Annotated in this window: 21 protein-coding genes; 11 read left to right on the top strand and 10 right to left on the bottom strand. The window is 65.5% G+C overall.

The features are described from left to right. The first annotated feature begins 18 nt into the window (after window positions 1-18). Window positions 19-258 (top strand): CDGSH iron-sulfur domain-containing protein, encoded by a 240-nt coding sequence (locus tag IOC82_RS00105; RefSeq protein ID WP_290544132.1) that lies wholly within the window; start codon window positions 19-21, stop codon window positions 256-258. A 60-nt stretch (window positions 259-318) separates the two neighbouring features. Beyond that, window positions 319-2,541: a glycine--tRNA ligase subunit beta gene (glyS, locus tag IOC82_RS00100; protein WP_290544131.1), complete on the top strand. Its 2,223-nt coding sequence runs from the start codon at window positions 319-321 to the stop codon at window positions 2,539-2,541. A gap of 21 nt (window positions 2,542-2,562) precedes the next feature. On the opposite strand, the gene IOC82_RS00095 is transcribed toward glyS, so the two are convergent. After that, window positions 2,563-3,582 carry a sodium-dependent bicarbonate transport family permease gene (locus IOC82_RS00095; RefSeq protein WP_290544130.1) on the bottom strand — a complete coding sequence of 340 codons (1,020 nt, stop codon included), beginning with the start codon at window positions 3,580-3,582 and terminating at the stop codon, window positions 2,563-2,565. A gap of 84 nt (window positions 3,583-3,666) precedes the next feature. On the opposite strand from IOC82_RS00095, the gene IOC82_RS00090 reads away from it, so the two are divergent. The 5 genes from IOC82_RS00090 (at window position 3,667) to IOC82_RS00070 (ending at window position 10,790) form a co-directional block, all read left to right on the top strand. Next, entirely contained in the window at window positions 3,667-4,542 is an 876-nt protein-coding gene (locus tag IOC82_RS00090) for a LysR family transcriptional regulator (RefSeq protein ID WP_290544129.1), read from the top strand. Window positions 4,543-4,630: 88 nt separating this feature from the next. Further along, the gene (locus tag IOC82_RS00085) at window positions 4,631-5,866 is read left to right on the top strand and encodes an MFS transporter (RefSeq protein WP_290544128.1); all 1,236 of its coding nucleotides are present in this window, start codon (window positions 4,631-4,633) and stop codon (window positions 5,864-5,866) included. A 143-nt stretch (window positions 5,867-6,009) separates the two neighbouring features. Next, window positions 6,010-8,685 (top strand): pyruvate, phosphate dikinase, encoded by a 2,676-nt coding sequence (ppdK, locus tag IOC82_RS00080; RefSeq protein ID WP_290544127.1) that lies wholly within the window; start codon window positions 6,010-6,012, stop codon window positions 8,683-8,685. 174 nt (window positions 8,686-8,859) lie between these two features. Next, window positions 8,860-9,831, top strand: coding sequence for a cell wall hydrolase (locus IOC82_RS00075; protein ID WP_290544126.1), 972 nt, complete (start codon window positions 8,860-8,862; stop codon window positions 9,829-9,831). 98 nt (window positions 9,832-9,929) lie between these two features. Then, window positions 9,930-10,790: a branched-chain amino acid aminotransferase gene (locus IOC82_RS00070; protein WP_290544125.1), complete on the top strand. Its 861-nt coding sequence runs from the start codon at window positions 9,930-9,932 to the stop codon at window positions 10,788-10,790. A 165-nt stretch (window positions 10,791-10,955) separates the two neighbouring features. On the opposite strand, the gene IOC82_RS00065 is transcribed toward IOC82_RS00070, so the two are convergent. Genes IOC82_RS00065 through IOC82_RS00050 form a run of 4 tightly spaced genes read right to left on the bottom strand, consistent with a single transcriptional unit; the run spans window position 10,956 to window position 13,447 of the window. Continuing rightward, complete coding sequence (locus IOC82_RS00065; RefSeq protein ID WP_290544124.1) at window positions 10,956-11,459, bottom strand: protein-tyrosine phosphatase family protein; 504 nt, start codon at window positions 11,457-11,459, stop codon at window positions 10,956-10,958. Then, complete coding sequence (locus IOC82_RS00060) at window positions 11,456-12,025, bottom strand: HD family hydrolase (RefSeq protein ID WP_290544356.1); 570 nt, start codon at window positions 12,023-12,025, stop codon at window positions 11,456-11,458. The genes IOC82_RS00065 and IOC82_RS00060 overlap by 4 nt, the downstream gene beginning before the upstream one ends. Window positions 12,026-12,044: 19 nt before the next feature. Continuing rightward, window positions 12,045-12,635, bottom strand: a complete 591-nt coding sequence (locus tag IOC82_RS00055) for a DNA-3-methyladenine glycosylase I (protein ID WP_290544123.1) — start codon at window positions 12,633-12,635, stop codon at window positions 12,045-12,047. Continuing rightward, window positions 12,632-13,447, bottom strand: a complete 816-nt coding sequence (locus tag IOC82_RS00050) for a folate-binding protein YgfZ (RefSeq protein WP_290544122.1) — start codon at window positions 13,445-13,447, stop codon at window positions 12,632-12,634. Before IOC82_RS00050 ends, IOC82_RS00055 begins: the two co-directional genes overlap by 4 nt. A 71-nt stretch (window positions 13,448-13,518) precedes the next feature. On the opposite strand from IOC82_RS00050, the gene IOC82_RS00045 reads away from it, so the two are divergent. The 3 genes from IOC82_RS00045 to IOC82_RS00035 are packed head-to-tail and all read left to right on the top strand — an operon-like array spanning window position 13,519 to window position 16,035. Beyond that, on the top strand, window positions 13,519-14,844 hold the full coding sequence (locus tag IOC82_RS00045; protein WP_290544121.1) for a dihydroorotase: 1,326 nt from the start codon (window positions 13,519-13,521) through the stop codon (window positions 14,842-14,844). A 12-nt stretch (window positions 14,845-14,856) separates the two neighbouring features. Then, window positions 14,857-15,840, top strand: coding sequence for an MDR family oxidoreductase (locus tag IOC82_RS00040; protein WP_290544120.1), 984 nt, complete (start codon window positions 14,857-14,859; stop codon window positions 15,838-15,840). Window positions 15,841-15,849: 9 nt separating this feature from the next. Next, window positions 15,850-16,035, top strand: coding sequence for a hypothetical protein (locus tag IOC82_RS00035; protein WP_290544119.1), 186 nt, complete (start codon window positions 15,850-15,852; stop codon window positions 16,033-16,035). A gap of 18 nt (window positions 16,036-16,053) precedes the next feature. Here the strand turns inward: IOC82_RS00035 and IOC82_RS00030 are convergent, their stop codons facing one another. Together IOC82_RS00030 and IOC82_RS00025 are read right to left on the bottom strand one after the other, a co-directional pair. Further along, the gene (locus IOC82_RS00030) at window positions 16,054-16,311 is read right to left on the bottom strand and encodes a hypothetical protein (RefSeq protein ID WP_290544118.1); all 258 of its coding nucleotides are present in this window, start codon (window positions 16,309-16,311) and stop codon (window positions 16,054-16,056) included. 88 nt (window positions 16,312-16,399) lie between these two features. After that, on the bottom strand, window positions 16,400-16,849 hold the full coding sequence (locus IOC82_RS00025) for an NUDIX hydrolase (protein ID WP_290544117.1): 450 nt from the start codon (window positions 16,847-16,849) through the stop codon (window positions 16,400-16,402). Between the two features lie 19 nt (window positions 16,850-16,868). Here IOC82_RS00025 and IOC82_RS00020 point away from each other — a divergent pair, with 19 nt between their 5' ends. Further along, window positions 16,869-17,531 carry an SOS response-associated peptidase gene (locus IOC82_RS00020; protein ID WP_290544116.1) on the top strand — a complete coding sequence of 221 codons (663 nt, stop codon included), beginning with the start codon at window positions 16,869-16,871 and terminating at the stop codon, window positions 17,529-17,531. Here IOC82_RS00020 and IOC82_RS00015 read toward each other — a convergent pair. The 3 genes from IOC82_RS00015 to IOC82_RS00005 are packed head-to-tail and all read right to left on the bottom strand — an operon-like array spanning window position 17,528 to window position 20,270. After that, on the bottom strand, window positions 17,528-17,947 hold the full coding sequence (locus IOC82_RS00015; protein ID WP_290544115.1) for a GNAT family acetyltransferase: 420 nt from the start codon (window positions 17,945-17,947) through the stop codon (window positions 17,528-17,530). The two genes, IOC82_RS00020 and IOC82_RS00015, sit on opposite strands and share 4 nt — an antisense overlap. After that, entirely contained in the window at window positions 17,944-19,338 is a 1,395-nt protein-coding gene (locus IOC82_RS00010; RefSeq protein ID WP_290544114.1) for an FAD-binding oxidoreductase, read from the bottom strand. The genes IOC82_RS00015 and IOC82_RS00010 overlap by 4 nt, the downstream gene beginning before the upstream one ends. Then, window positions 19,335-20,270 (bottom strand): L-threonylcarbamoyladenylate synthase, encoded by a 936-nt coding sequence (locus tag IOC82_RS00005; RefSeq protein ID WP_290544113.1) that lies wholly within the window; start codon window positions 20,268-20,270, stop codon window positions 19,335-19,337. The genes IOC82_RS00010 and IOC82_RS00005 overlap by 4 nt, the downstream gene beginning before the upstream one ends. Window positions 20,271-20,460 lie beyond the last annotated feature (190 nt).

The raw sequence follows: 20,460 nt of genomic DNA, 5'->3' as shown, positions 1-20,460 counted from the left end.
CCAAATCAGGAGTATCCCATGTCCGAACCCGCCATCGCCCAGAAATCGCCGATCCCCGTCGAGGTTGAGGCCGGCAAGGATTACTGGTGGTGCTCCTGCGGCCAGTCCAAGAATCAGCCTTTCTGCGACGGCAGCCACAAGGGCTCGTCATTCACGCCGGTGAAGTGGACAGCGGAGGCCTCGGGCCGCAAGTTCTTCTGCGCCTGCAAGCACACCAAGAACCCGGTGTTCTGCGACGGCAGCCACAAGGCGCTCTGACCCTCAGGGATGACAAGCCGGGACGGGGCTGCTAATCGGCGGTCCCGCCCGGAGTGCCCGATGCCTGAACTTCTGATCGAACTGTTTTCCGAGGAAATCCCCGCCGGCATGCAGGCCAGGGCGGCGGAGAACCTGCGCCAGATGGTGACCAATGCGCTGGTCGAGGCGGGGCTGACCTATGAGGGCGCCCAGGCCCATGGCGGCGCGCGGCGCCTGGTGCTCTCTGTCGAAGGTCTCGATGCCAAGGCGGCGGACATCAACGAGGAGCGCAAAGGCCCCCGCGTCGATGCCCCGCAGCAGGCCATCGAGGGCTTCCTCAAATCCACGGGCCTCAGTCTCGGCGAACTCAAGGTGCAGGACGACAAGAAGGGGCAGTTCTATCTCGCCGTCATCCGGCGGACCGGCCGCGCGGCGACCGAGGTGATCGCCGACGCCGTGCCGGACATCGTGCGCAAGTTCCCCTGGCCCAAGTCGATGCGCTGGGGCTCCGGCACCCTGCGCTGGGTGCGCCCGCTGCATTCGATCGTCTGCACCTTCGATGGCGAAGTGGTGCCCTTCGAGATCGACGGCATCAAGAGCGGCAACGTCACCCGCGGCCACCGCGTCATGGGCGCGCAAGCTATCGAGGTGCGCCGCTTCGAGGATTATGCCCGGAAGCTGCACAAGGAATTCGTGATCGTCGATGCCCATGCCCGCATCGAGACGATCCGCGCCGAAGCCCGCAACCTGAGCTTCGCCCAAGGCCTTGAACTGATCGAGGACGAGGGCCTGCTGAAGGAGACGGCCGGTCTGGTCGAATGGCCCGTGGTGCTGATGGGGAGTTTTGACGAGAGCTTCCTCTCGGTTCCGCCCGAAGTGATCGCCACCTCGATCAAGACCCACCAGAAGTGCTTCGCGCTGCGCCACGCCACGACGGGCAAACTCGCCAACCGCTATCTGCTGGTGTCGAACCTCGTCGCCAGGGACGGCGGCAAGACCATCGTTGCCGGCAACAACAAGGTCATCGCCGCGCGCCTGTCGGATGCCAAGTTCTTCTGGGACCAGGACCGCAAGGTGAAGCTGGAAGAGTGGGCGAAGAAGCTCGACGCCATCACCTTCCATGCCAAGCTCGGCAGCCAGGGCGAGCGCGTGCAGCGGATCGAACGGCTCGCCGCCGAAATCGCCAGGACGATTGGCGCGGATGTCGAGAAGGCCAAGCTCGCCGCGCGCCTCGCCAAGGCCGATCTCGTCACCGGCATGGTGGGCGAGTTCCCCGAGCTGCAGGGTCTTATGGGGCGATACTATGCGTTGGATCAGGGAGTCGATCCGGAGGTCGCCGATGCGATACGCGATCATTACAAGCCCGTGGGCCCGACCGACACCATTCCGGTTTCGACAGCCGGCCGAGCCGTGGCTCTCGCGGACAAGCTCGACACGCTGGTAGGCTTTTGGGCCCTTGATGAGAAGCCCACGGGATCAAAAGATCCATATGCCTTGCGTCGTGCGGCTCTGGGCATAATCAGAATGATCCTTGAGACTCAAGCTCGCATTCCTTTGAAGAGAATTGCAATAGTCGCCGGGCGCTCCATTATGGCCGATCAACTTTCAAAGGCAGTGGAACCAATCGATCGTCGGCTCGAGTTTCTAAGACTGACGGGAGACTTAAACACTGAAGGAGCAATCTCTAAGAACGCGGCAAATTCTGCGAAGGCCATAGAACTTCTTCGTGAGCAATCTCCGGAAAGCATCCCCCCGCAAGAGTGGGAAATGAACCGTAGTAGCGACCTGCTCGCCTTCTTCGCCGACCGCCTGAAAGTGCACCTGAAGGAACAGGGCAAGCGCCACGACTTGATCGATGCCGTCTTCGCGCTCGGCAACCAGGACGACCTGCTCATGGTCACGAAGCGCGTCGAGGCGCTCTCGAAGTTCCTCGAAACCGATGACGGCAAGAACCTGCTCGCCGGCGTCAAGCGTGCCTCCAATATTCTGAAGATTGAGGAGAAGAAGGACGGCCGCTCTTACGATGGCGACGTCAACATCTCGCAGCTCATCAAGGGCGAGGAGAAGGCGCTGCACACGGCGATCACCCAGGCCGTGGGCCAGGTGCGCCGCGCGCTGCGCGAGGAGGATTTCGAGGCGGCGATGACGGCGATCGCCAAGCTGCGCGCGCCGGTCGATGCCTTCTTCGAGCGCGTGACGGTGAACGACAAGGACGCCACCTTCCGCGAAAACCGCCTGCGCCTCCTCAACCACATGCGCGCCGCGACAGCGGAGGTGGCGGACTTCTCGAAGATCGAGGGCTGAAGGGCGCAGGCGGCTCTCACTTTAGCCCGCGGCAATGAACCGCTCCGCCATGGCCGTGTAGAGCGGAATGCCGATCAGGATGTTGATCGGGAAGGTGACGCCGAGGCTGAGCCCGAAATAGATGGCCGGGTTGGCCTCGGGGATCGCATAGCGCAGCACCGCGGGAACCACGATATAGGAGGCGCTCGCTGACAGCACCATCAGCAGGGCCGCATCCGCCACCGGCAGCCCCAGCAGCATCGACAGGGCGAGCGCAATGCCGGCATGCACGGAGGGGCCTACCGCCGCATAGCCGATCAGCGCCGGCGAGGCCTTCACGGCGTCGCGGAAATTCTTCGCCACCATCAGGCCCATGTCGAGCAGGAAGAAGGCCAGCATGCCCTTGAACAGGTCGCCCGAGAAGGGCTGCATCATGGTCTTGCCCGCCTCGCCGCTGATGAAGCCCACGGCCATGGAGCCGAGGAGGAGCAGATGCGCGCCGTCGGTGAAGGATTCATGCAGGATCTTGCCCAGTGACGGCGGCGCTGCGGCGATGGCCGGTGCGGCGGCTGCACCCGCACTGCGCGGCGTGCCGGACGCGGTGGCCAGGCCCTGCATGTGGCGGATCGAACTGGCCAGCAGCACGGCCATGATGATGGCGGGCGATTCCATGATCACCATGGCCACCGCCATGTGGCCGCCGGGCTCCAGCCCCGCGCTGTCGAGGTACTGCATGGCGGTCACGAAGGTGACGGCGCTGACCGAGCCATAGGCCGCCGCCACCGCCGCGGCATCGAAGCGCGACACACGGTTCTTGAGAAAGGCATAGCCGATCGTCGGAACGATGAAGGCCATCAGCAGCGCGGCGCCCAGGCTCAGCGCGATCGTGGCGGTGAAGCCCGACTGCGCCAGCGCGAAGCCGCCCTTGAGTCCCAGCGCCATCAGCAGGTAAAGCGACAGGAACTTGGCGATGGATTTGGGAATCTCCAGGTTTGAGCGCAGCGCCCCGGCCAGGACGCCGAAGACGAAGAACAGAATCGCGGGGTCGACGAAGTTTTGCATGGTTGCCTCCTCCGGCCGATTGCTAGCCGCCTCCATAAATTGATAAAAATTGATTTTTCGGCAATAATCCATAGACTGAAATCTATGAACGTCACATTCCGTCAGCTGCGCCTCTTCCTCTCCCTCGCCGACACCGGCAGCGTGAGCAAGGCGGCCGCCGCGATGCATGTGACTCAGCCCACCGCCTCCGCCCAGCTGAAGGAAGTGACGGAGGCCGTGGGCCTGCCGCTCTACGAGGTGATTTCGAAGCGCGTGCATTTGACCGACGCGGGCCGCCAGCTGGCGCAGACGGCGCGCGCCATGCTGGCCGAGTGGGAAGCTTTCGAACAGCACGTCGGCCTGGTCAAGGGCCTGTCGCGCGGGCGGCTGCGCGTGGCGGCGGTCAGCACCGCGAAGTATTTCATCCCCCGTCTCGTCGGCAGCTTCTGCCGGCTCCATCCGCAAATTGACGTGGCGCTCGAGGTCTTGAACCGCGATGGCGTGGTGGAACGGCTGCGCGACAACCGCGATGACATTTACATCATGTCCATGCCGCCCGAGCTTGACCTTGAGGATGCCGTGTTCATGGAAAACCCCCTGGTGGTGATCGCGGCGCGCGGAGCGAAGCTCGGCTCACGGGTGACCCTGGCCCAGCTCCGGGACCAGCGCTTCATCCTCCGCGAGCCAGGCTCGGGCACCCGCATGGCCACCGACCGCCACTTCGCCCGCCACCGTTTCAAACCGGACGTGCGGCTTCAACTCGGCAGCAACGAGGCGATCAAGGAGGCGGTGGCCGGCGGGCTCGGCATCGGCGTCGTATCGCGCCATGCGCTGCAGGGCGCCCGCGGCGTGCGCGAGTTGCCGGTAGAGGGCTTCCCCATCTCGTCGCGCTGGCACGTGGTGCACCCGCGGGCCAAGCACCTTTCGCCCATCGCCGCCGCCTTCCGCGCCCATCTGCTGGCGCACGGGCCGCCGGGCTGAAGGGCCGGACGCCCGGCGCAGGCTGGACCCTGCGATTTTGCATGGGTGCCATTTTGACCGGCGCGCCGATGCCGCCTAAGGAGGTCCCATGACCGCTGCTTCCGCCTACACCCCTGACAGCCGCTATGCCTGGATCCGCTTGATCATCTCGCTCGTCCTCGCCGTCGTCGGCGGCATCGGGCTGTGGCTCGCCGTCGTGGTGCTGCCGACCATTCAGGCGGAGTTCGGGGTGGACCGCGCGGGCGCTTCCTTCCCCTATACCGCCACTTTCCTCGGCTTCGCGGCCGGCGGCTTCGCGATGGGCAAAATGGCGGACAAGTTCGGCATCACCGTTCCCATCACCATCGCGGGCGTCTCTCTCGGCATCGGCTTCTTTCTCGCGGCCTGGTCGGCGAGCTATTGGCAGTTCGTCGTCGTGCAGGCGGTCTTCATCGGTTTCCTTGGGAGCGCCGCCACCTTCGGGCCGCTGGTGGCCGATGCCTCGCAGTGGTTCCTCAAGCGCCGCGGCATTGCGATTGCCATCGTGGCCAGCGGCAATTACATCGCTGGCACACTCTGGCCACCCTTCATGCAGGCCGCGATCCAGAGCTACGGCTGGCGCTGGACCTATATGGCGATCGGCGTGCTCTGCGCCGTGGTGATGGTCCCTCTGGCGCAGTTCCTCAGGAAGCGCCCGCATTTCCATGACACGGCAAGCCCGGCCAGCCGCAGCGCCGGCCAGAAAGGCCTGCTGCCGACGCACCGCTTGCTGTTTCCGGCTCTGGTGCTGGCGGGCCTGTCCTGCTGTGTGGCCATGTCGATGCCGCAGGTACACATCGTCGCCTATTGCGCCGATTTGGGTTACGGTCCGGCACGTGGGGCCGAGATGCTGTCGATCATGCTGGGCTTCGGCGTGCTGAGCCGCCTCGTCTCCGGCCTCGTCGCCGACAAGTTGGGCGGCCTGACGACGCTCATCGCCGGCTCCGCCATGCAGATGCTGGCGCTGCTTGCCTATATTCCCTTCGATGGCCTCGCCTCGCTCTATGTCGTCTCCGCCATCTTCGGCCTGAGCCAGGGCGGCATCGTGCCGAGCTATGCGCTCATTATCCGCGACCACTTCCCGGCGCGCCAGGCGGGCACGCGCATTTCCACCGTGCTCACCGCCACCGTCTTCGGCATGGCGCTGGGCGGCTGGATGTCCGGCGAGATCTATGACTGGACGGGCTCCTACACTATGGCCTTCCTCAATGGCGTGGCCTGGAACGTTCTGAACCTGTCGATCGCGCTGTGGATCCTCTATGTCCGCCGCCCGCACCGCCCCTCGCTGACCCCGGCAGTCGCCTGAGGCGAGCATCCGCCGCAATGTCGCATGTGCGATATTGCATTGCACGCATCACGGTCCTGTGATTGTCTAGTGCGCGGGCCGCCGCCCGCTACACCCCGCTACACGCTTTCACAAGAACAACGCAAGCATGGGAAGATTCCGTTATGGCGGCTGATAGCGCGAAGTTCGTCTATTCCTTCGGTGGCGGTTCGGCGGAGGGCCGCGCCGAAATGAAGGCGCTCCTGGGCGGCAAGGGCGCGAACCTCGCCGAGATGGCCAATCTCGGCCTGCCGGTTCCCCCCGGCTTCACCATTTCGACCGAAGTCTGCACCGCCTTCTACAAGAACAACCGCGCCTATCCGCAAGGCCTCGACGCGCAGATCCGTTCGGCGCTGGCCACCGTCGAAAAGATCGCGGGCGCCGAGTTCGGCAATGCCGCCAACCCGCTGCTCGTCTCGGTGCGCTCCGGCGCGCGCGCCTCGATGCCCGGCATGATGGACACGGTGCTGAACCTCGGCCTCAACGACATGACGGTGGAAGGCCTCGCCACGCGCTCAGGCGACCGGCGCTTCGCCTTCGACAGCTACCGCCGTTTCATCTCGATGTATTCCGGCGTGGTGCTGGGCGTCGACCATGCCGAGTTCGAGGACATTCTCGGCGGCTTCAAGGAACAGCGGAACTACACGCTCGACACGGAAGTGACGGCGGAGGAGTGGCAGGGCCTCATCGCGCGCTACAAGGCGTTCGTCGAGGAGGCGGCGGGCAAGCCCTTTCCGCAGGACCCCAATGAGCAGCTGTGGGGCGCGATCGGCGCTGTGTTCAAGTCGTGGAACGGCGCGCGCGCCATCACCTACCGCAAGCTCAACAACATTCCGGAAGACTGGGGCACGGCGGTCAACGTGCAGGCCATGGTGTTCGGCAACATGGGCGAAACCTCGGCGACTGGCGTCGCTTTCACCCGCAACCCGGCGACGGGGGCGAAGGAGCTCTATGGCGAGTTCCTGGTGAACGCCCAGGGCGAGGATGTGGTGGCCGGCATCCGCACGCCACAGAACATCACCGAAAGGGCCCGCATCGAGGCGCACTCCGAGGCCCCCTCGCTTGAGCACATCATGCCGGAAACGTTCCGGGAGCTGCAGGCCAATTTCGACCTGCTGGAGCGCCATTACCGCGACATGCAGGACATGGAATTCACCATCCAGGACAGCAAGCTCTGGATGCTGCAGACGAGGACCGGCAAGCGCACCGCCAAGGCCGCGCTCAAAATCGCGGTGGACATGGCCGCCGAAGGCCTGATCACCAGGGCTGAAGCCGTGCAGCGCATCGACCCGGCCTCGCTCGACCAGCTTCTGCACCCCACGTTGGACCCCAAGGCCAGGCGCGACGTGATCGCCACCGGCTTGCCGGCCTCGCCCGGCGCCGCCTCCGGTGAAATCGTGTTCGATGCCGACGAGGCGGAGCGGCTCAAATCGCTCAATCGCCGCGTCATTCTGGTGCGCATCGAGACGAGCCCGGAGGACATTCACGGCATGCACGCCGCCGAGGGCATTCTCACCACGCGCGGCGGCATGACGTCCCATGCGGCCGTCGTGGCGCGCGGCATGGGCAAGCCCTGCGTCTCGGGCGCGGGTGCGCTGAGGATCGACTACGCCGCGGGCACCCTTGCTGTCATGGGCGTCACGCTCAAGAAGGGCGAGACCATCACGGTCGACGGCTCCACCGGCCAGGTGATGAAGGGCGAGGTGGCCACCATCAAGCCGGAGCTGTCGGGCGACTTCGCCACACTGATGGCCTGGGCGGATGGCTTCCGCCGCATGGGTGTCCGCGCCAATGCCGAAACCCCGCTCGATGCCCGCACGGCGCGCGACTTCGGCGCGGAGGGCATCGGCCTGTGCCGCACCGAACACATGTTCTTCGATTCCGAGCGCATCGTGGCGGTGCGCGAGATGATCATCGCCGACAAGCTGGAGGCCCGCCGCGCCGCACTCGCCAAGATCCTGCCGATGCAGCGCAACGACTTCATCGAGCTGTTCGAGATCATGGCGGGGCTCCCAGTGACGATCCGCCTGCTCGACCCGCCGCTCCATGAGTTCCTGCCGCAGGCCGAGCATGAAATCGAGGAGGTGGCGGACCAGATGGGGGCGAACCCGGACCAGCTGCGCGCCCGCGTGGCGGAGCTCAAGGAGTTCAACCCCATGCTGGGCCACCGCGGCGTGCGGCTCCTCATCTCCTATCCCGAAATTGCCGAGATGCAGTCCCGCGCCATCTTCGAAGCGGCGGCCGAAATCCACCGCCGCACCGGCCAGGCGCCGATCCCGGAGGTCATGGTGCCGCTGGTGGCCTCCCGCAACGAGCTGGACCTGGTGAAGGAGCGGATCGTGGCGGTGGCCCAGCAGGTCGCCAGGGAGACTGGGGTGACCATCGAGTATTCCGTCGGCACCATGATCGAGTTGCCGCGCGCCGCGCTGCGCGCCGCCGAGATCGCCGAATCGGCGGATTTCTTCTCCTTCGGCACCAACGACCTCACTCAGACCACCTTCGGCATCAGCCGCGACGATGCGGCGCGTTTCATCGGCGAATATACGTCCAGGGGCGTGTTCAAGACCGACCCCTTCATCTCGCTCGATATCGAAGGGGTGGGCGAGCTGATCCGCATCGCCACCGAGCGGGGCCGGCGGGTGAAGCCGGGACTCAAGGCAGGAATCTGTGGCGAACATGGCGGCGACCCGGCCTCCATCGCCTTCTGCGAAACCGTCAACTTGGACTATGTGTCATGCTCGCCCTTCCGGGTGCCCATTGCCCGCCTTGCGGCAGCCCAGGCAAGCCTCTCGAAACGCTAGGTTTTTCGAATTTTGGCAAGGGGTTAACCAGGTCTTCACCGTGTCACGAATCCGGCACAGAAAAGGCCTTTCCGGGTTGCCCGCATGGTTAACCTATGTTAAACGTCACCCCGTTAGACTACCGCGAACTTAACAACGCCGTAAGAATTGCGGCCCACGGTGTGTCGAGGGGAAGTGAAGAGAAAAGCGCTTCGAAAAAAAGCAGGGCCTGTCAGCTTCTGGGAAATCGAGAACCACGCCACATCGAAGGAGCCGAGCTTCTTCGCGGATTATGGTCCGATGGTTGCCGGCGGCGTGATGCTGGTTCTGGCCTTCGCCTTTGCTGGTCACTATATGGGCCAGAATGCCGTGGCCCATAATGCCGACCCCGGCGACGTGATCGAAAGCCTGTCGGGCCCGGCCACCAACATACTCGCCAAGGGATCGCTGGTTCCGGGCGTCTCCACCATCGAGATCGTCAACAAGACCGCTTTCTCCTCCCAGCTCGCCAATGCGGAGCAGACGGTCGCCTCCGACGGCAAGGGCGACCGCCCGGCCGTCCTCCAAGCCACCATCGTCGAAAAGCAGCAGGTCCGGATCGTTCCCGCCTCCGTCAACATGAGCGAGGACGACACGCAGACCCCCAGTGTCATCGTCAAGGGCCCGTCGCCGCAGAAGGTGGTGCAAGGCATCCATCTCAAGCGCACCGTCACCGCCAGCCGGAAGCCGGCCGACCGGGCGGCGCAGAAAGCCATCGCCATGCGCCGATTTCAGGCGGCCGAGGAAAACTGCCTCGCCCGCGCGGTCTATTTCGAGGCACGCTCGGAGTCGCAGCTGGGCCAGCTGGCGGTCGCCAAGGTCATTCTCAACCGTGTCAAGGATCCGGAATATCCGAAGTCGATCTGCGGCGTGGTCTATCAGGGCTCGGGCAGGCGCAACTCCTGTCAGTTCTCCTTCGCCTGCGACGGCCTGCCGGACGATGTGCGCAGTGCCGCCGCCTGGGCCAATGCCAAGCGCGTCGCGCAGATGGCCATGTCGGGCGACGCCAAGGTGGCCGCCATCGGCTCCGCCACCAATTATCACGCGGATTATGTAAATCCGAAGTGGGCCAAGAGCATGAAGCGGCTTATCAAGATCGGGCGCCACGTCTTCTATGAAGAGGGGTGATCGTCGCGCATGGCAGGGTCCGGCAGGGCGCCTCCGGGCGCCCTTTGTGTTTCCGCTCACGCTGGCTAGGATGACGCCCATAACTGGAGCATTCGACGATGGGCTGGAAGGAAACCACCGGCGCCGCCTGGACCTGGTACAAGGGTGAGTGGCACAAGGGCAACCCGCAGGTGATGGGCACCATGACCCATGCGCCGTGGCTCGGCTCCTGCGTGTTCGACGGGGCGCGCGCCTTCGCAGGCGTGGCGCCGGACCTCGACCGGCACTGCCAGCGCATTGTGCGCTCGGCCGAAAGCTTCGGCCTCAGGATCGTCAAGACCGCGCCCGAGATCGAGGCGCTGATCCGCGAGGGCATCGCCAAGTTCCCCGGTGACGCGGAACTCTATCTCCGCCCCATGTTCTGGGCCGAGGACGGCTTTGTCGATGTCGACCCGGACTCCACCCAGTTCTCGGTCTCGGTCTATGACGCGCCGCTGCCCAAGCCCACCGGCTTCTCGGTCACCTGCTCGCCCTTCCGCCGCCCGTCCTATGAATATGCGCCGACGGACGCCAAGGCGGCCTGCCACTATCCCAACTCGGCCCGCGCCATCCGCGAGGCGAAGTCGAGGGGCTTCGACAATGCGGTGATGCTCGATGCGCTGGGCCATGTTGCGGAACTCGCCACCGCCAATATCTGGTACGCCAGGGACGGCGAGGCCCACACGCCCATTCCCAACGGCACTTTCCTCAACGGCGTCACCCGCCAGCGCGTGGCGAAGCTCCTGCGCGACGCCGGCATTACGGTGCATGAGCGCTCGATCAGGTGGAGCGAGTTCCTCGAGGCCGACGAGGTCTTCTCCACCGGCAATTATTCCAAGGTGTCGCCCATCACACGGGTCGAACACAAGAGCCTGCAGCCCGGCCCCATCATGCAGAAGGCGCGGGATCTGTACTGGGACTATGCGCTGGCGGGGAAGTAAGAATATCGTCCTCTCCCGCTTCAGCGGGAGAGGAGGGGCCCCCAACGAAGTTGGGGTAGGTGAGGGGAAGTCAGAACCGCGTGTCCTCTGACTCCCCCTCATCTCCCCGTTGCTGGCGCAACGGGGGTCTTCTCCCGCTGAAGCGGGAGAAGATGACGTCCGTGCTCACGGCCGCAACACAAACGGCGTGCCTTCAAACGCATCCGCGCCGCGCCCGATCTTTTCGACCGCCTTCACCATGCGCCCGTTGCGCCCCAGCACCTCGTCGGCCAGCGACACGATCAGCCGGTTCGGCGTGGCGGACGGCGAGGCGGCGCGCAGCTCGAAGGCCAGCTCTTCTTCATCCGCCTGCGGACGAAACATGCACAGCGCGATAAAGGCCGCCGCCGTGGAGCGGCTGATGCCGGCCCAGCAATGCACCAGCATCGGGTCCTTGCGGTCCCAGTCCTGGAAAAACGCGATCAGCCTCCCGGCATCCGCCGCACGTGGCGGCACATGGCCATCCATCGGCTGCACGATGTCGTGAAAATAGAGCTTGAGGTGCCGCTCCGGCGCAATGCCCTGCGGCGCATCATGCGGCGTGCCGGGCGCCAGCAGCGTCACCACGTGCGTCGCCCCATGCTGGTCGATGAGGGGCTGAACCTTGTTGAGCGGGCCGACGATGATCATGGTGCGAGCTTCCTGAATGTCTTGAGATAGAGTGCCGCGGCATCATTGGGCTCCAGGGGCTTGAGCCGGAAGAAGCGCTGCGCGGTGCCGCCCGTGAGTCCTTTCGGCTTGCCGAAGAATTTCTCCGCTTCCGCCACCGCGAAGCCCGCAAGCTGTGTCGCCTCCAGATAGGCGGCGAGTCGGTCGCATTTCTTGATGAACACCTCGAGCATCTGTGCGCCTTGCGCTGGCAAGCCGAAACGAATGTGGATGGCGCTCAGCAGCCGGTGCTCGAAGGCCTTGTAGTCGAGACCCAGCGCCGCCTTGAAGGGCGAGATCATGTCGCCCACCACATATTCCGGCGCATCATGCAGCAAGGCGGCAAGCCGCGCCTTGCGGTCGAGCGCCGGCTCCAGGTGAAGCGCCAGCTCCTCCACCAGCACGCAATGCTGCGCCACCGAAAAGGCATGGTCGCCTTTGGTCTGCCCGTTCCACCGCGCCACGCGCGCCAGGCCGTGCGCGATGTCCTCTACCTCGATGTCGAGCGGCGAGGGGTTGAGCAAATCGAGCCTGCGCCCGGACAGCATGCGCTGCCAGGCGCGCGGTTCAGCGGCGCGCGGCACGCTTCACCGCCTCATGCCGGTGGCAGTCGACGAGATGGTCGTTCACCATCCCGCAGGCCTGCATGAAGGCATAGACGATGGTGGGGCCGACGAAGCGGAAGCCGCGCTTCTGCAAGTCCTTCGACATCTTCCCGGCAAGCGGCGTCTTGGCAGGAATGTCCTTCATGCTGCGGAGTTTGCCGTCAAGCGGCACGCCATCGAGGAAGTCCCAGAGGTAGGCCGAGAAATCGGGGATCGCGAGATAGGCCTGGGCGTTGGTGACGCTGGCCTCGATCTTGAGACGGTTCCGCACGATGCCGGCGTCCTGCATCAGCTTGTCGAGTTTCGCGGGCTTGTAGCGCGCCATCTTCTCAGGATCGAAGCCGTCGAAGGCCTTGCGGAAATTGTCGCGCTTCCTGAGGATGGTGATCCAGGACAGGCCCGCCTGGAAGCCGTCGAGCAGCAGCTTCTCGAACAACGCGCGCGAGTCATGTTCGGGCACACCCCACTCGGTGTCGTGATAAGCGACATAGAGTGGGTCCGTGCCGCACCAGTGGCAGCGGCACAGGCCATCTTCGTGTTTCATAGCACTCATGCCGCCCCTGGAACCTCGTATGTCGCCCATGCGGGCTTCTTGACCGTCACTGTAGCACCATCGGCCACAAGCGGCGCAGTGGCGTCCGCCAGCCGGTCGAGGCGGATGAGGGCAAGCGCCTTCTGGCCTGCCGATGAGAGGAGCGTCCCAACCTGCTTTTCGCCGGCGCGGATCTCGGTGCCCTTGGGCGGCATGGTGCCGTCGACCGTGACCGGCAGGATGCGGCTCCGCGCCGTGCCTCGGTGCTCCATCCGCGAGACCACTTCCTGGCCGACATAGCAGCCCTTCCGGAAGTTCACGCCACCCAACTGGTCGAGATTGGCCTCATGCGGGAAGAACTCACCCGAACCGAGATCGGCTTCTGAATCGGCAAGCCCCGCCGCGATGCGCGCCGCGTCATAGCCCCGGGCCTCGGCCTGCGGCGCGCCGATCACGCGCCAGCCGATCCCCGGGCTGCGCGGGTCGCGATAGCCGCCCGCCAGTTCGATGGGCGAGGCGCCGGCCGCAAGGTCGTCACGCGCCGCGATCTCCACCTTGGCGCGGAGCTTGTACATGGAAAGCCGCTTCAGGAGGTCCGCCCGCTGGCCCGCCGCGCAGTCGATCAGGTAGCTGTCGGCCCCTCTGAGAACCAGCATATCGAACAGGATCTTGCCCTGGGGCGTGAGAAGGGCCGCATAGGCGGCCTCGCCTTCGGCCAGGCGGTCGATGTCCGCCGTCAGCAGGTTGTGCAGGAAATGGCCAGCCTCCGGCCCGCGGACCGCAATCACGGCCCGGCCGGGGAGGGTTCCTGCCTGAAATTCAATGTCACGCATCGCTGTTGCTTCGTTCCCGTTCCACATTTACGAAGACCGGGAACAACCTTCAAGGAAAGCCGGTCCAAACCATGGCATTCAACGCCGAATTGATCCTGAAGGGCGGCGCCGTCGTCAACCATGACGGTGTGGGCCAGCGCGATATCGCCGTTTCCGGGGGCCGCATCGCCGCCATCGGCTCTTTCGACAAGTCGCAGGCCGGCGAGACCATCGACTGCACCGGCCTCCACATCCTGCCGGGCGTCATCGACAGTCAGGTGCACTTGCGCGAACCCGGCGCCGAGCACAAGGAAGACCTCGAGACCGGCGGCCGCGCCGCTGTGATGGGCGGCGTCACCGGCGTCTTCGAAATGCCCAACACCAGCCCGCTCACCACCACGGCCGAGGCGCTGGCCGACAAGGTGGCCCGCGCCACCAACCGTATGTATTGTGACTTCGCCTTCTACATGGGCGGCACGCGCGAGAACGCCCACCAGCTGGGCGAGCTCGAACTCCTTCCCGGCTGCGCCGGCATCAAGGTCTTCATGGGCTCCTCTACGGGCTCGCTGCTGGTCGACGATGACAAGGGTGTGGCCCGCATCCTCGCCAATATCCGCCGCCGCGCCGCCTTCCACTCGGAGGACGAGGACCGGCTGAACGAACGGAAACACCTGCGCGTCGAGGGCGACCCCTCCAGCCACTATGTCTGGCGCGATGCGGAAGCCGCACGGCTCTGCACAGAGCGTCTCGTGCGCCTCGCGCGCGAGGCCCACAAGCGCATCCATGTGCTGCACATTTCGACTGCCGACGAGTTCCCGATTCTCGCGGGCGCGCGCGATGTGGCGACCGTCGAGGTGACGCCCAACCACCTCGTCTTCACCTCTGAGGATTACGCCCGGCTTGGCAATCTGTTGCAGATGAACCCGCCGATGCGTGAGCCGCATCACAAGCAGGGCATCTGGAAAGCCCTGCAGTCCGGTCTCGTCGACGTGCTGGGTTCCGATCATGCGCCGCATACGCTGGAGGAGAAGGCCAAGCCCTATCCCGCCTCGCCCTCTGGCATGCCCGGCGTGCAGACACTGGTGCCCGTCATGCTCGACTGCGTGAACAAAGGTCTCCTCACCATCGAACGCTTCGCCGACCTCACCTCGCATGGCCCCAACCGCATCTTCGGGCTCGCGGCCAAGGGCCGCATCGCCGAGGGCTATGACGCTGACTTCACCATCGTCGACCTGAAGAAGAAACGCACCATCACCAATCGCTGGATCGAGAGCCGCTGCAAGTGGACGCCGCATGACGGGCGCACAGTCACCGGCTGGCCCGCCGGCACCATGATCCGCGGCCGCCTGGTGATGTGGAACGACGAAATCATCGGGGAGGCCCACGGCCAGCCCATCCGCTTCGTGGAAGCTCTTTAAAGAGGAAACGACATGTCCTTCCGTGCCATTCTCATCACCAAGACCGACGCCGGTCAGAAGGCTGAACTCACGCGCCTCGAGGAGTCCGGCCTGATGGAGGGCGACGTCACCGTCGACGTCACGCACTCCTCCGTCAACTACAAGGACGGCCTCAACATCACCGGCAAGGCGCCCATCGCGCGGCGTTATCCGCTGATCCCCGGCATCGACTTCGCCGGCGTCGTGCGCTCCTCCACCCATCCGCGCTGGAAGGCGGGCGACCATGTGGTGCTGAACGGCTATGGCGTGGGCGAAAGCCATCATGGCGGCTTCTCGGAAGTGGCCCGCCTCAACGGCGACTGGCTGGTTCCTGTCCCGAAGGGCTGGACGGCGGCCGACTGCATGTCGGTGGGTGTTGCGGGCTACACCGCCATGCTCTGCGTCATGGCGCTGGAAGAGCAGGGTGTGAAGCCGCCGGATGGCGACATCCTCGTCACGGGTGCTGCGGGTGGTGTCGGCACCACGGCGATCGTCATTCTCGCCAAGCTCGGCTATCGCGTCATCGCCTCGACGGGCCGCGTCTCGGAGGAGCCCTTCCTCAAGAGCCTCGGCGCCACAGGCATCGTCGACCGCAACGAGTTCAACGGCCCGGTGAAGGCGCTGGCCAAGTCGCGCTGGGCGGGCTGCATCGATTCGGTCGGCTCCACCACGCTGGCCAATGTCATCTCGCAGATGAACCCGGATGGCACGGTGGCCGCCTGTGGCAATGCCCAGGGAATGGATCTTCCCACCAATGTCGCCCCCTTCATCCTGCGCGGCGTCAAACTGGTCGGTGTGAACTCGGTGTCGACCCCCATGCCGCGCCGCCTGAAGGTGTGGGAGCGGCTGGTGAAGGACCTCGACCTCTCGAAGCTCCATGCTCTCACAACGCATGTGAAGCTGGAGGACGTGCCGCAGGTCGCCGCCGACATCGTGGCCGGCAAGGTGAAGGGCCGCGTCGTCGTCGACATTGCCTGAGCGATGGACTTGACTCTTCTCCTGATGGGTGTGGCCATTGGCCTGGCGGTGACCGCACCGCTGGGGCCCGTCAACATCCTCGTCATCCGCAACGCGATCCGGCGCGGATTCGGCGTGGCCTTTCTCGTCGGCCTGGAGGCGGCGGACGTGCGTTATGCCGCGGCCGCCGATCGCCGCCTTCGGCTTCGCTGCTGATGGAGGCGCTCGTCTGACTTATTGGCGGGCGCGGACGAGCGAGAACTCGCCGCTGCGCACGCGCTCCGGCAGGCGCCCGCACATCTCCGCCACCGGCTCCTCGCCATAGGTGGAGACGAGTTCGGACAGCGCGGCGAAGATCGCGGCAGTGGCGATGCAGTCCCGGTCCACGCCTTCATAGGCAGCTTCTTCCCAGGCATCGCGCAGAAATTGCAGCGCCAGCTGCTTCTCGGCTGCGGCGCCGGCATCGATCGGGCGGGATGAATTCTTCAGCATGCTGTCCAGCGTCACGCGGCATCACGCCGCTCTCCGAAGCGACAATAGCGAGCGGTCCGGCACGGGCCAGCCATTCCTTAAAGGAGGGTTAACCCCCGCGGGGCAGTTCTTGATCGCCGTTAAGCATTTGGCGCGCCCTGGCAATGGCCTCGTGCATGTTGGGAGCCAGCGTGAAGCCGCCGAGCCGCTCCGGGTCTGCCCAGGTCACCGCCGCCGCATCGCTCGCAGGTAAGGGCTCTCCGGGGCCGGCAATGCCCAGGTAGGAGGCGATCACGTAATGCGCCGTGAGAAGACCGCTGTCGTCCCTGCGGATCACGTCATAAAGGCCCAGCAAGCCGCGGAAACTGGCGCTCATGCCGGTCTCCTCGCGCAGCTCGCGGGCGGCGGCCTCTGCGAGCGTCTCGCCCGGCTCCACATGGCCGCCGGGAAAGGCCCAGAGGCCCCTGGGCGGTTTCGCGCGCTCCACCAGCAGCACCTTGCCGCCGCGCCAGACGGAGGCCGAGACGCCGAGCTTCGGCCATTGTTGCTCACCCGCCATTCGTGATTATCTCCGCCCCATGTGCGGACTTTATAGCCTGTCGAAGACCCCGCGGGAAACCAAAGCCTGGTTCGGATACCCGGAAGACGAGGAGTTTCCGCCGCGCGCTCATGTGGCGCCGGGCCAGCCCATCGCCGTGGTGCGAATGGAGAATGGTGCGCGGCATTTCGCATTGGTGCGCTGGGGCTTCATCCCCTCCTGGGTCAAGGAGGTGAAGCCGGGCAAGCCCCTGATCAACGCGCGCGGCGAAACGGTGATGGAGAAGCCCTCCTTCAAGAACGCCATGCGCCGCCGCCGCTGCCTCGTGCCCGCTGACGGCTATTACGAATGGTCGGGGGCGGAGGGCCGCAAGGCGCCGTTCTTCGTGCAGCGGCCGGACAAGGGCCTCTTTGCGTTCGCCGGATTGTGGGAGCACTGGATGGGGGCGGACGGCTCCGAACTCGAAACCGCCACGCTGATGACCATCGCGCCAAATGCGGAACTCGCCACCATCCATGACCGCATGCCGGTCATCGTCGCGCCGGAGGATTACGAAACCTGGTTGACAGGCGAGATCGAGGACGCAGCGAAGCTGATCCGCCCCGCGCCGGATGGCAGCTTCGTCATGGAGCCGACGGTGATTGGCCGTGCCGCCGCCCCCAAGCCGCCCCGCAAGAAGCCGGACCAGATGAGTTTGTTCTAAGCTGGCGCGATCTTCCGCGCCATGCACAGCACCGGGCTCACCTCATAGCCCAGCGCCTCGTAGAAGCCCTTCACGGCGGCATTCTCGGTGCGCACCAGCAGGTTCACTTTCCACGCACCGCGTTGCCCCAGCCATTCCTCCGCGGCGCGCACTGCGGCCTTGCCGAGGCCCTGGCGCTGCTGCGAGGGATCGACGGCGACGTAGTAGAGCATGCCGCGGTGCCCATCGTGCCCTGCCATTACGCTCGCAATGATGCGGCCGTCCCTTTCCATTACGAGCACGGTGGAGGTTTCCGACTCCCGGGCGAAGGAAATATCCTTATACGGATCATTCCACGGCCGGGTGAGCCCGCAGGCCTGCCACAGCGCGATGACAGACTCGACATCCGCATCGGCAATCTCGCGAAACCCCGTCATTCTGGCAGGACGCGGCCGGGGTTCAGGATGTTGTTGGGGTCCAGCATGCGCTTCAGCCCGCGCATCATGTCGAGTTCAACATCCGACTTGATTTCCGGCATGCGATGGGCCTTGAGCCGCCCGATGCCATGCTCGGCGCTGATCGAGCCGTTGAAGCGCCGGACGATCTCGAAGACCACGTCGTTCACATCGTCCCACATGCCGAGGAATTCCTGCTTGTCCGTGCCCTCGGGCTGCGAGATATTATAGTGGATGTTGCCGTCGCCGAGGTGCCCGAAGGTGACGAAGCGCGCGCCCGGAATGAAGTCCGCGACGGCCCGGTCCGCTTCGGCAAGGAAGCGTGACACCTCTGACACCGGCACCGACACGTCATGCTTGATTGAGCCGCCCTCGGGCTTCTGGGAATCGGAGATCAGCTCGCGCGCCGCCCAGAATTCGGCGCGCTGCGCCTCCGTGTGGGCCACCACGCCATCGGAGATGATTCGTTCTTCGAGGGCGGACTCGAAAATCTCCATCAGGACGCCGGGTGGCGGGTCGGCCAGCTCCATGAGCACGTACCACGGTGAGTCCTCTTCCAGCGGATGGCGCACGCCGGCGTGGCGGATGGCAAACTGCAGGGCAATATTGGCGATCAACTCGCAGGCCACCACGCGGTTGCCGCTCTTCTCCTGCGCCAGCGAGAGCACGTCCACTGCAGCTTGCGGCGACGGAACGGCGATGAAGGCCGTCTCCACGGTCTTGGGCTTGGGGAACAGCTTCAGCACTGCGGCGGTGATGACGCCGAGCGTGCCCTCCGCCCCGATGAACAGGTCGCGCAGGTCATAGCCCGTATTGTCCTTGCGCAGCCGCCTGAGGCCGTCCCAGATGCGGCCATCGGCCAGCACAACCTCCAGCCCCAAGCAGAGATCGCGCATATTGCCATAGGCGAGAACGTTGAGCCCGCCGGCATTGGTCGACAGATTGCCGCCGATGCGGCAGGACCCTTCGGAGGCGAGGCTCAAGGGGAACAGCCGGTCCTCCTTATCCGCCGCCTCCTGCACCGACTTGAGCACCGCGCCGGCCTGGACGGTGATCGTGTTGTTGTTCCGGTCGACGTCGAGGATGCGGGTCATGCGGTCCAGCGACAGCACCACCTCATTGCCGGCCTCGGTGGGAATCTGCCCGCCGCACAGCCCGGTGTTGCCGGCCTGCGGCACGATGGGCGTGCGCGTCTCATTGGCGATGGCGAGGATGTGGCTCACCTCCTCGGTCGAACCTGGGCGCAGCACGAGGGGCGAGCGGCCGGTCCAGATCTGCCGCCACTCGCGCATGTAACCGTCCATCTGGGCGGGGTCGCGGATTGCGTATCTTTCGCCGGCCACGGCGGCGAGCCGGTTCAGAGCGTCACTCATGCCGTCCTCGGTGCAGCGGCGCGCATCAGCCGGTCATTGATGGCCTCTCCCAGGCCCTGGTGCGGAATAGGGGCCACCGCGATGCGCGCGACCCCGGTGGCGTCAATCTCGTGCAGCAGGCGGAACAGGCTGGCGGCGGCTTCCACAAGGTCGCCCGTGGCCGAGAGCGTCCACGGACCGTAGGCGTGCAGCGGGCCAAATCCCAGATAGGCCTCGCCCTCACGCGGGGCTTGCGCATTGAGGCGGAGTTCGGCGTGGGGTGCATAGTGGCTCAGGAGCTGGCCCGGCGCGTGGGGGCGGGCGGAGTGGGATTGGGCCGCGATGGCGTGGCCCAGCACCTTCTCGATCTCGGCCTTCGGCACGCCGCCGTGGCGCAGCAGCCTCGGTCCGTCCGCGAGGAAGCTGACCACCGTCGATTCGACTCCCACCTTGCAGTGCCCACCGTCCAGCACCACGGCCACTTTATCCTTGAGGTGGCGGCGCACATGCTCCGCCGTGGTGGGGCTGATCTTGCCGGAGGGATTGGCGCTGGGCGCCACCACGGGGCGGCCCGTGGCTTTCAGCAGCTCCAGCGCCACGGGGTGGGAGGGCACGCGGATGGCGATCGAGTCGAGGCCGGCGCTGGCCAGCAGCGAGACGGGGCAATCGGCGGCCCGCGGCACGACGAGGCTCACAGGCCCCGGCCAGAAGGCCGATGCCAGTGCCTTTGCTTCCGGGCTGAAGGCCCCCAGTGCGAAGGCGGCCTCCGCATCGGGCACATGGGCGATGAGCGGGTTGAAGCTCGGGCGGCCCTTGGCGGCATAGACGCGGGCCACGGCCTCGCCATTGGTGGCATCGGCTCCCAGGCCATAAACGGTCTCTGTGGGGAAGGCGACGAGCTGGCCCTCGCGCAGGGCCCGTGCGGCGGCTTCGATGTCGGTGGGGGAGGCCATGCCGGCTCTATAGCAGTCCGCCGCGCGAGCGGCTAGAACGGGGGCCATGACTGTCGGTAGCACACGATATGACCGGTTTAAGTAGCACACGATCTGTCCGGTAGGCTGGCCCTTTTTTGGGGGTCAGCATGAGCCGGACGGAAGCCCGAAGGGTTGTGCGAATGATGAAGTTCATGAGCGTTTTTGGCCG

This window comes from Aestuariivirga sp., assembly GCF_020252395.1.
In the GTDB taxonomy this organism is placed as follows: domain Bacteria; phylum Pseudomonadota; class Alphaproteobacteria; order Rhizobiales; family Aestuariivirgaceae; genus Aestuariivirga.
This window is presented reverse-complemented; position numbering and strand designations above follow the sequence as displayed.

What these genes read in the sequence shown, in the direction of transcription:
- ppdK (WP_290544127.1), top strand. Translation starts at nt 6,010, where the DNA reads ATGGCGGCTGATAGCGCGAAGTTCGTCTATTCCTTCGGTGGCGGTTCG.
- IOC82_RS00010 (WP_290544114.1), bottom strand. Translation starts at nt 19,338, where the DNA reads ATGAGTGACGCTCTGAACCGGCTCGCCGCCGTGGCCGGCGAAAGATAC.
- IOC82_RS00055 (WP_290544123.1), bottom strand. Translation starts at nt 12,635, where the DNA reads ATGAGTGCTATGAAACACGAAGATGGCCTGTGCCGCTGCCACTGGTGC.
- IOC82_RS00085 (WP_290544128.1), top strand. Translation starts at nt 4,631, where the DNA reads ATGACCGCTGCTTCCGCCTACACCCCTGACAGCCGCTATGCCTGGATC.
- IOC82_RS00005 (WP_290544113.1), bottom strand. Translation starts at nt 20,270, where the DNA reads ATGGCCTCCCCCACCGACATCGAAGCCGCCGCACGGGCCCTGCGCGAG.
- IOC82_RS00070 (WP_290544125.1), top strand. Translation starts at nt 9,930, where the DNA reads ATGGGCTGGAAGGAAACCACCGGCGCCGCCTGGACCTGGTACAAGGGT.
- IOC82_RS00095 (WP_290544130.1), bottom strand. Translation starts at nt 3,582, where the DNA reads ATGCAAAACTTCGTCGACCCCGCGATTCTGTTCTTCGTCTTCGGCGTC.
- IOC82_RS00025 (WP_290544117.1), bottom strand. Translation starts at nt 16,849, where the DNA reads ATGGCGGGTGAGCAACAATGGCCGAAGCTCGGCGTCTCGGCCTCCGTC.
- IOC82_RS00090 (WP_290544129.1), top strand. Translation starts at nt 3,667, where the DNA reads ATGAACGTCACATTCCGTCAGCTGCGCCTCTTCCTCTCCCTCGCCGAC.
- IOC82_RS00060 (WP_290544356.1), bottom strand. Translation starts at nt 12,025, where the DNA reads ATGCTGTCCGGGCGCAGGCTCGATTTGCTCAACCCCTCGCCGCTCGAC.
- IOC82_RS00020 (WP_290544116.1), top strand. Translation starts at nt 16,869, where the DNA reads ATGTGCGGACTTTATAGCCTGTCGAAGACCCCGCGGGAAACCAAAGCC.
- IOC82_RS00065 (WP_290544124.1), bottom strand. Translation starts at nt 11,459, where the DNA reads ATGATCATCGTCGGCCCGCTCAACAAGGTTCAGCCCCTCATCGACCAG.
- IOC82_RS00015 (WP_290544115.1), bottom strand. Translation starts at nt 17,947, where the DNA reads ATGACGGGGTTTCGCGAGATTGCCGATGCGGATGTCGAGTCTGTCATC.
- glyS (WP_290544131.1), top strand. Translation starts at nt 319, where the DNA reads ATGCCTGAACTTCTGATCGAACTGTTTTCCGAGGAAATCCCCGCCGGC.
- IOC82_RS00105 (WP_290544132.1), top strand. Translation starts at nt 19, where the DNA reads ATGTCCGAACCCGCCATCGCCCAGAAATCGCCGATCCCCGTCGAGGTT.
- IOC82_RS00030 (WP_290544118.1), bottom strand. Translation starts at nt 16,311, where the DNA reads ATGCTGAAGAATTCATCCCGCCCGATCGATGCCGGCGCCGCAGCCGAG.
- IOC82_RS00045 (WP_290544121.1), top strand. Translation starts at nt 13,519, where the DNA reads ATGGCATTCAACGCCGAATTGATCCTGAAGGGCGGCGCCGTCGTCAAC.
- IOC82_RS00050 (WP_290544122.1), bottom strand. Translation starts at nt 13,447, where the DNA reads ATGCGTGACATTGAATTTCAGGCAGGAACCCTCCCCGGCCGGGCCGTG.
- IOC82_RS00040 (WP_290544120.1), top strand. Translation starts at nt 14,857, where the DNA reads ATGTCCTTCCGTGCCATTCTCATCACCAAGACCGACGCCGGTCAGAAG.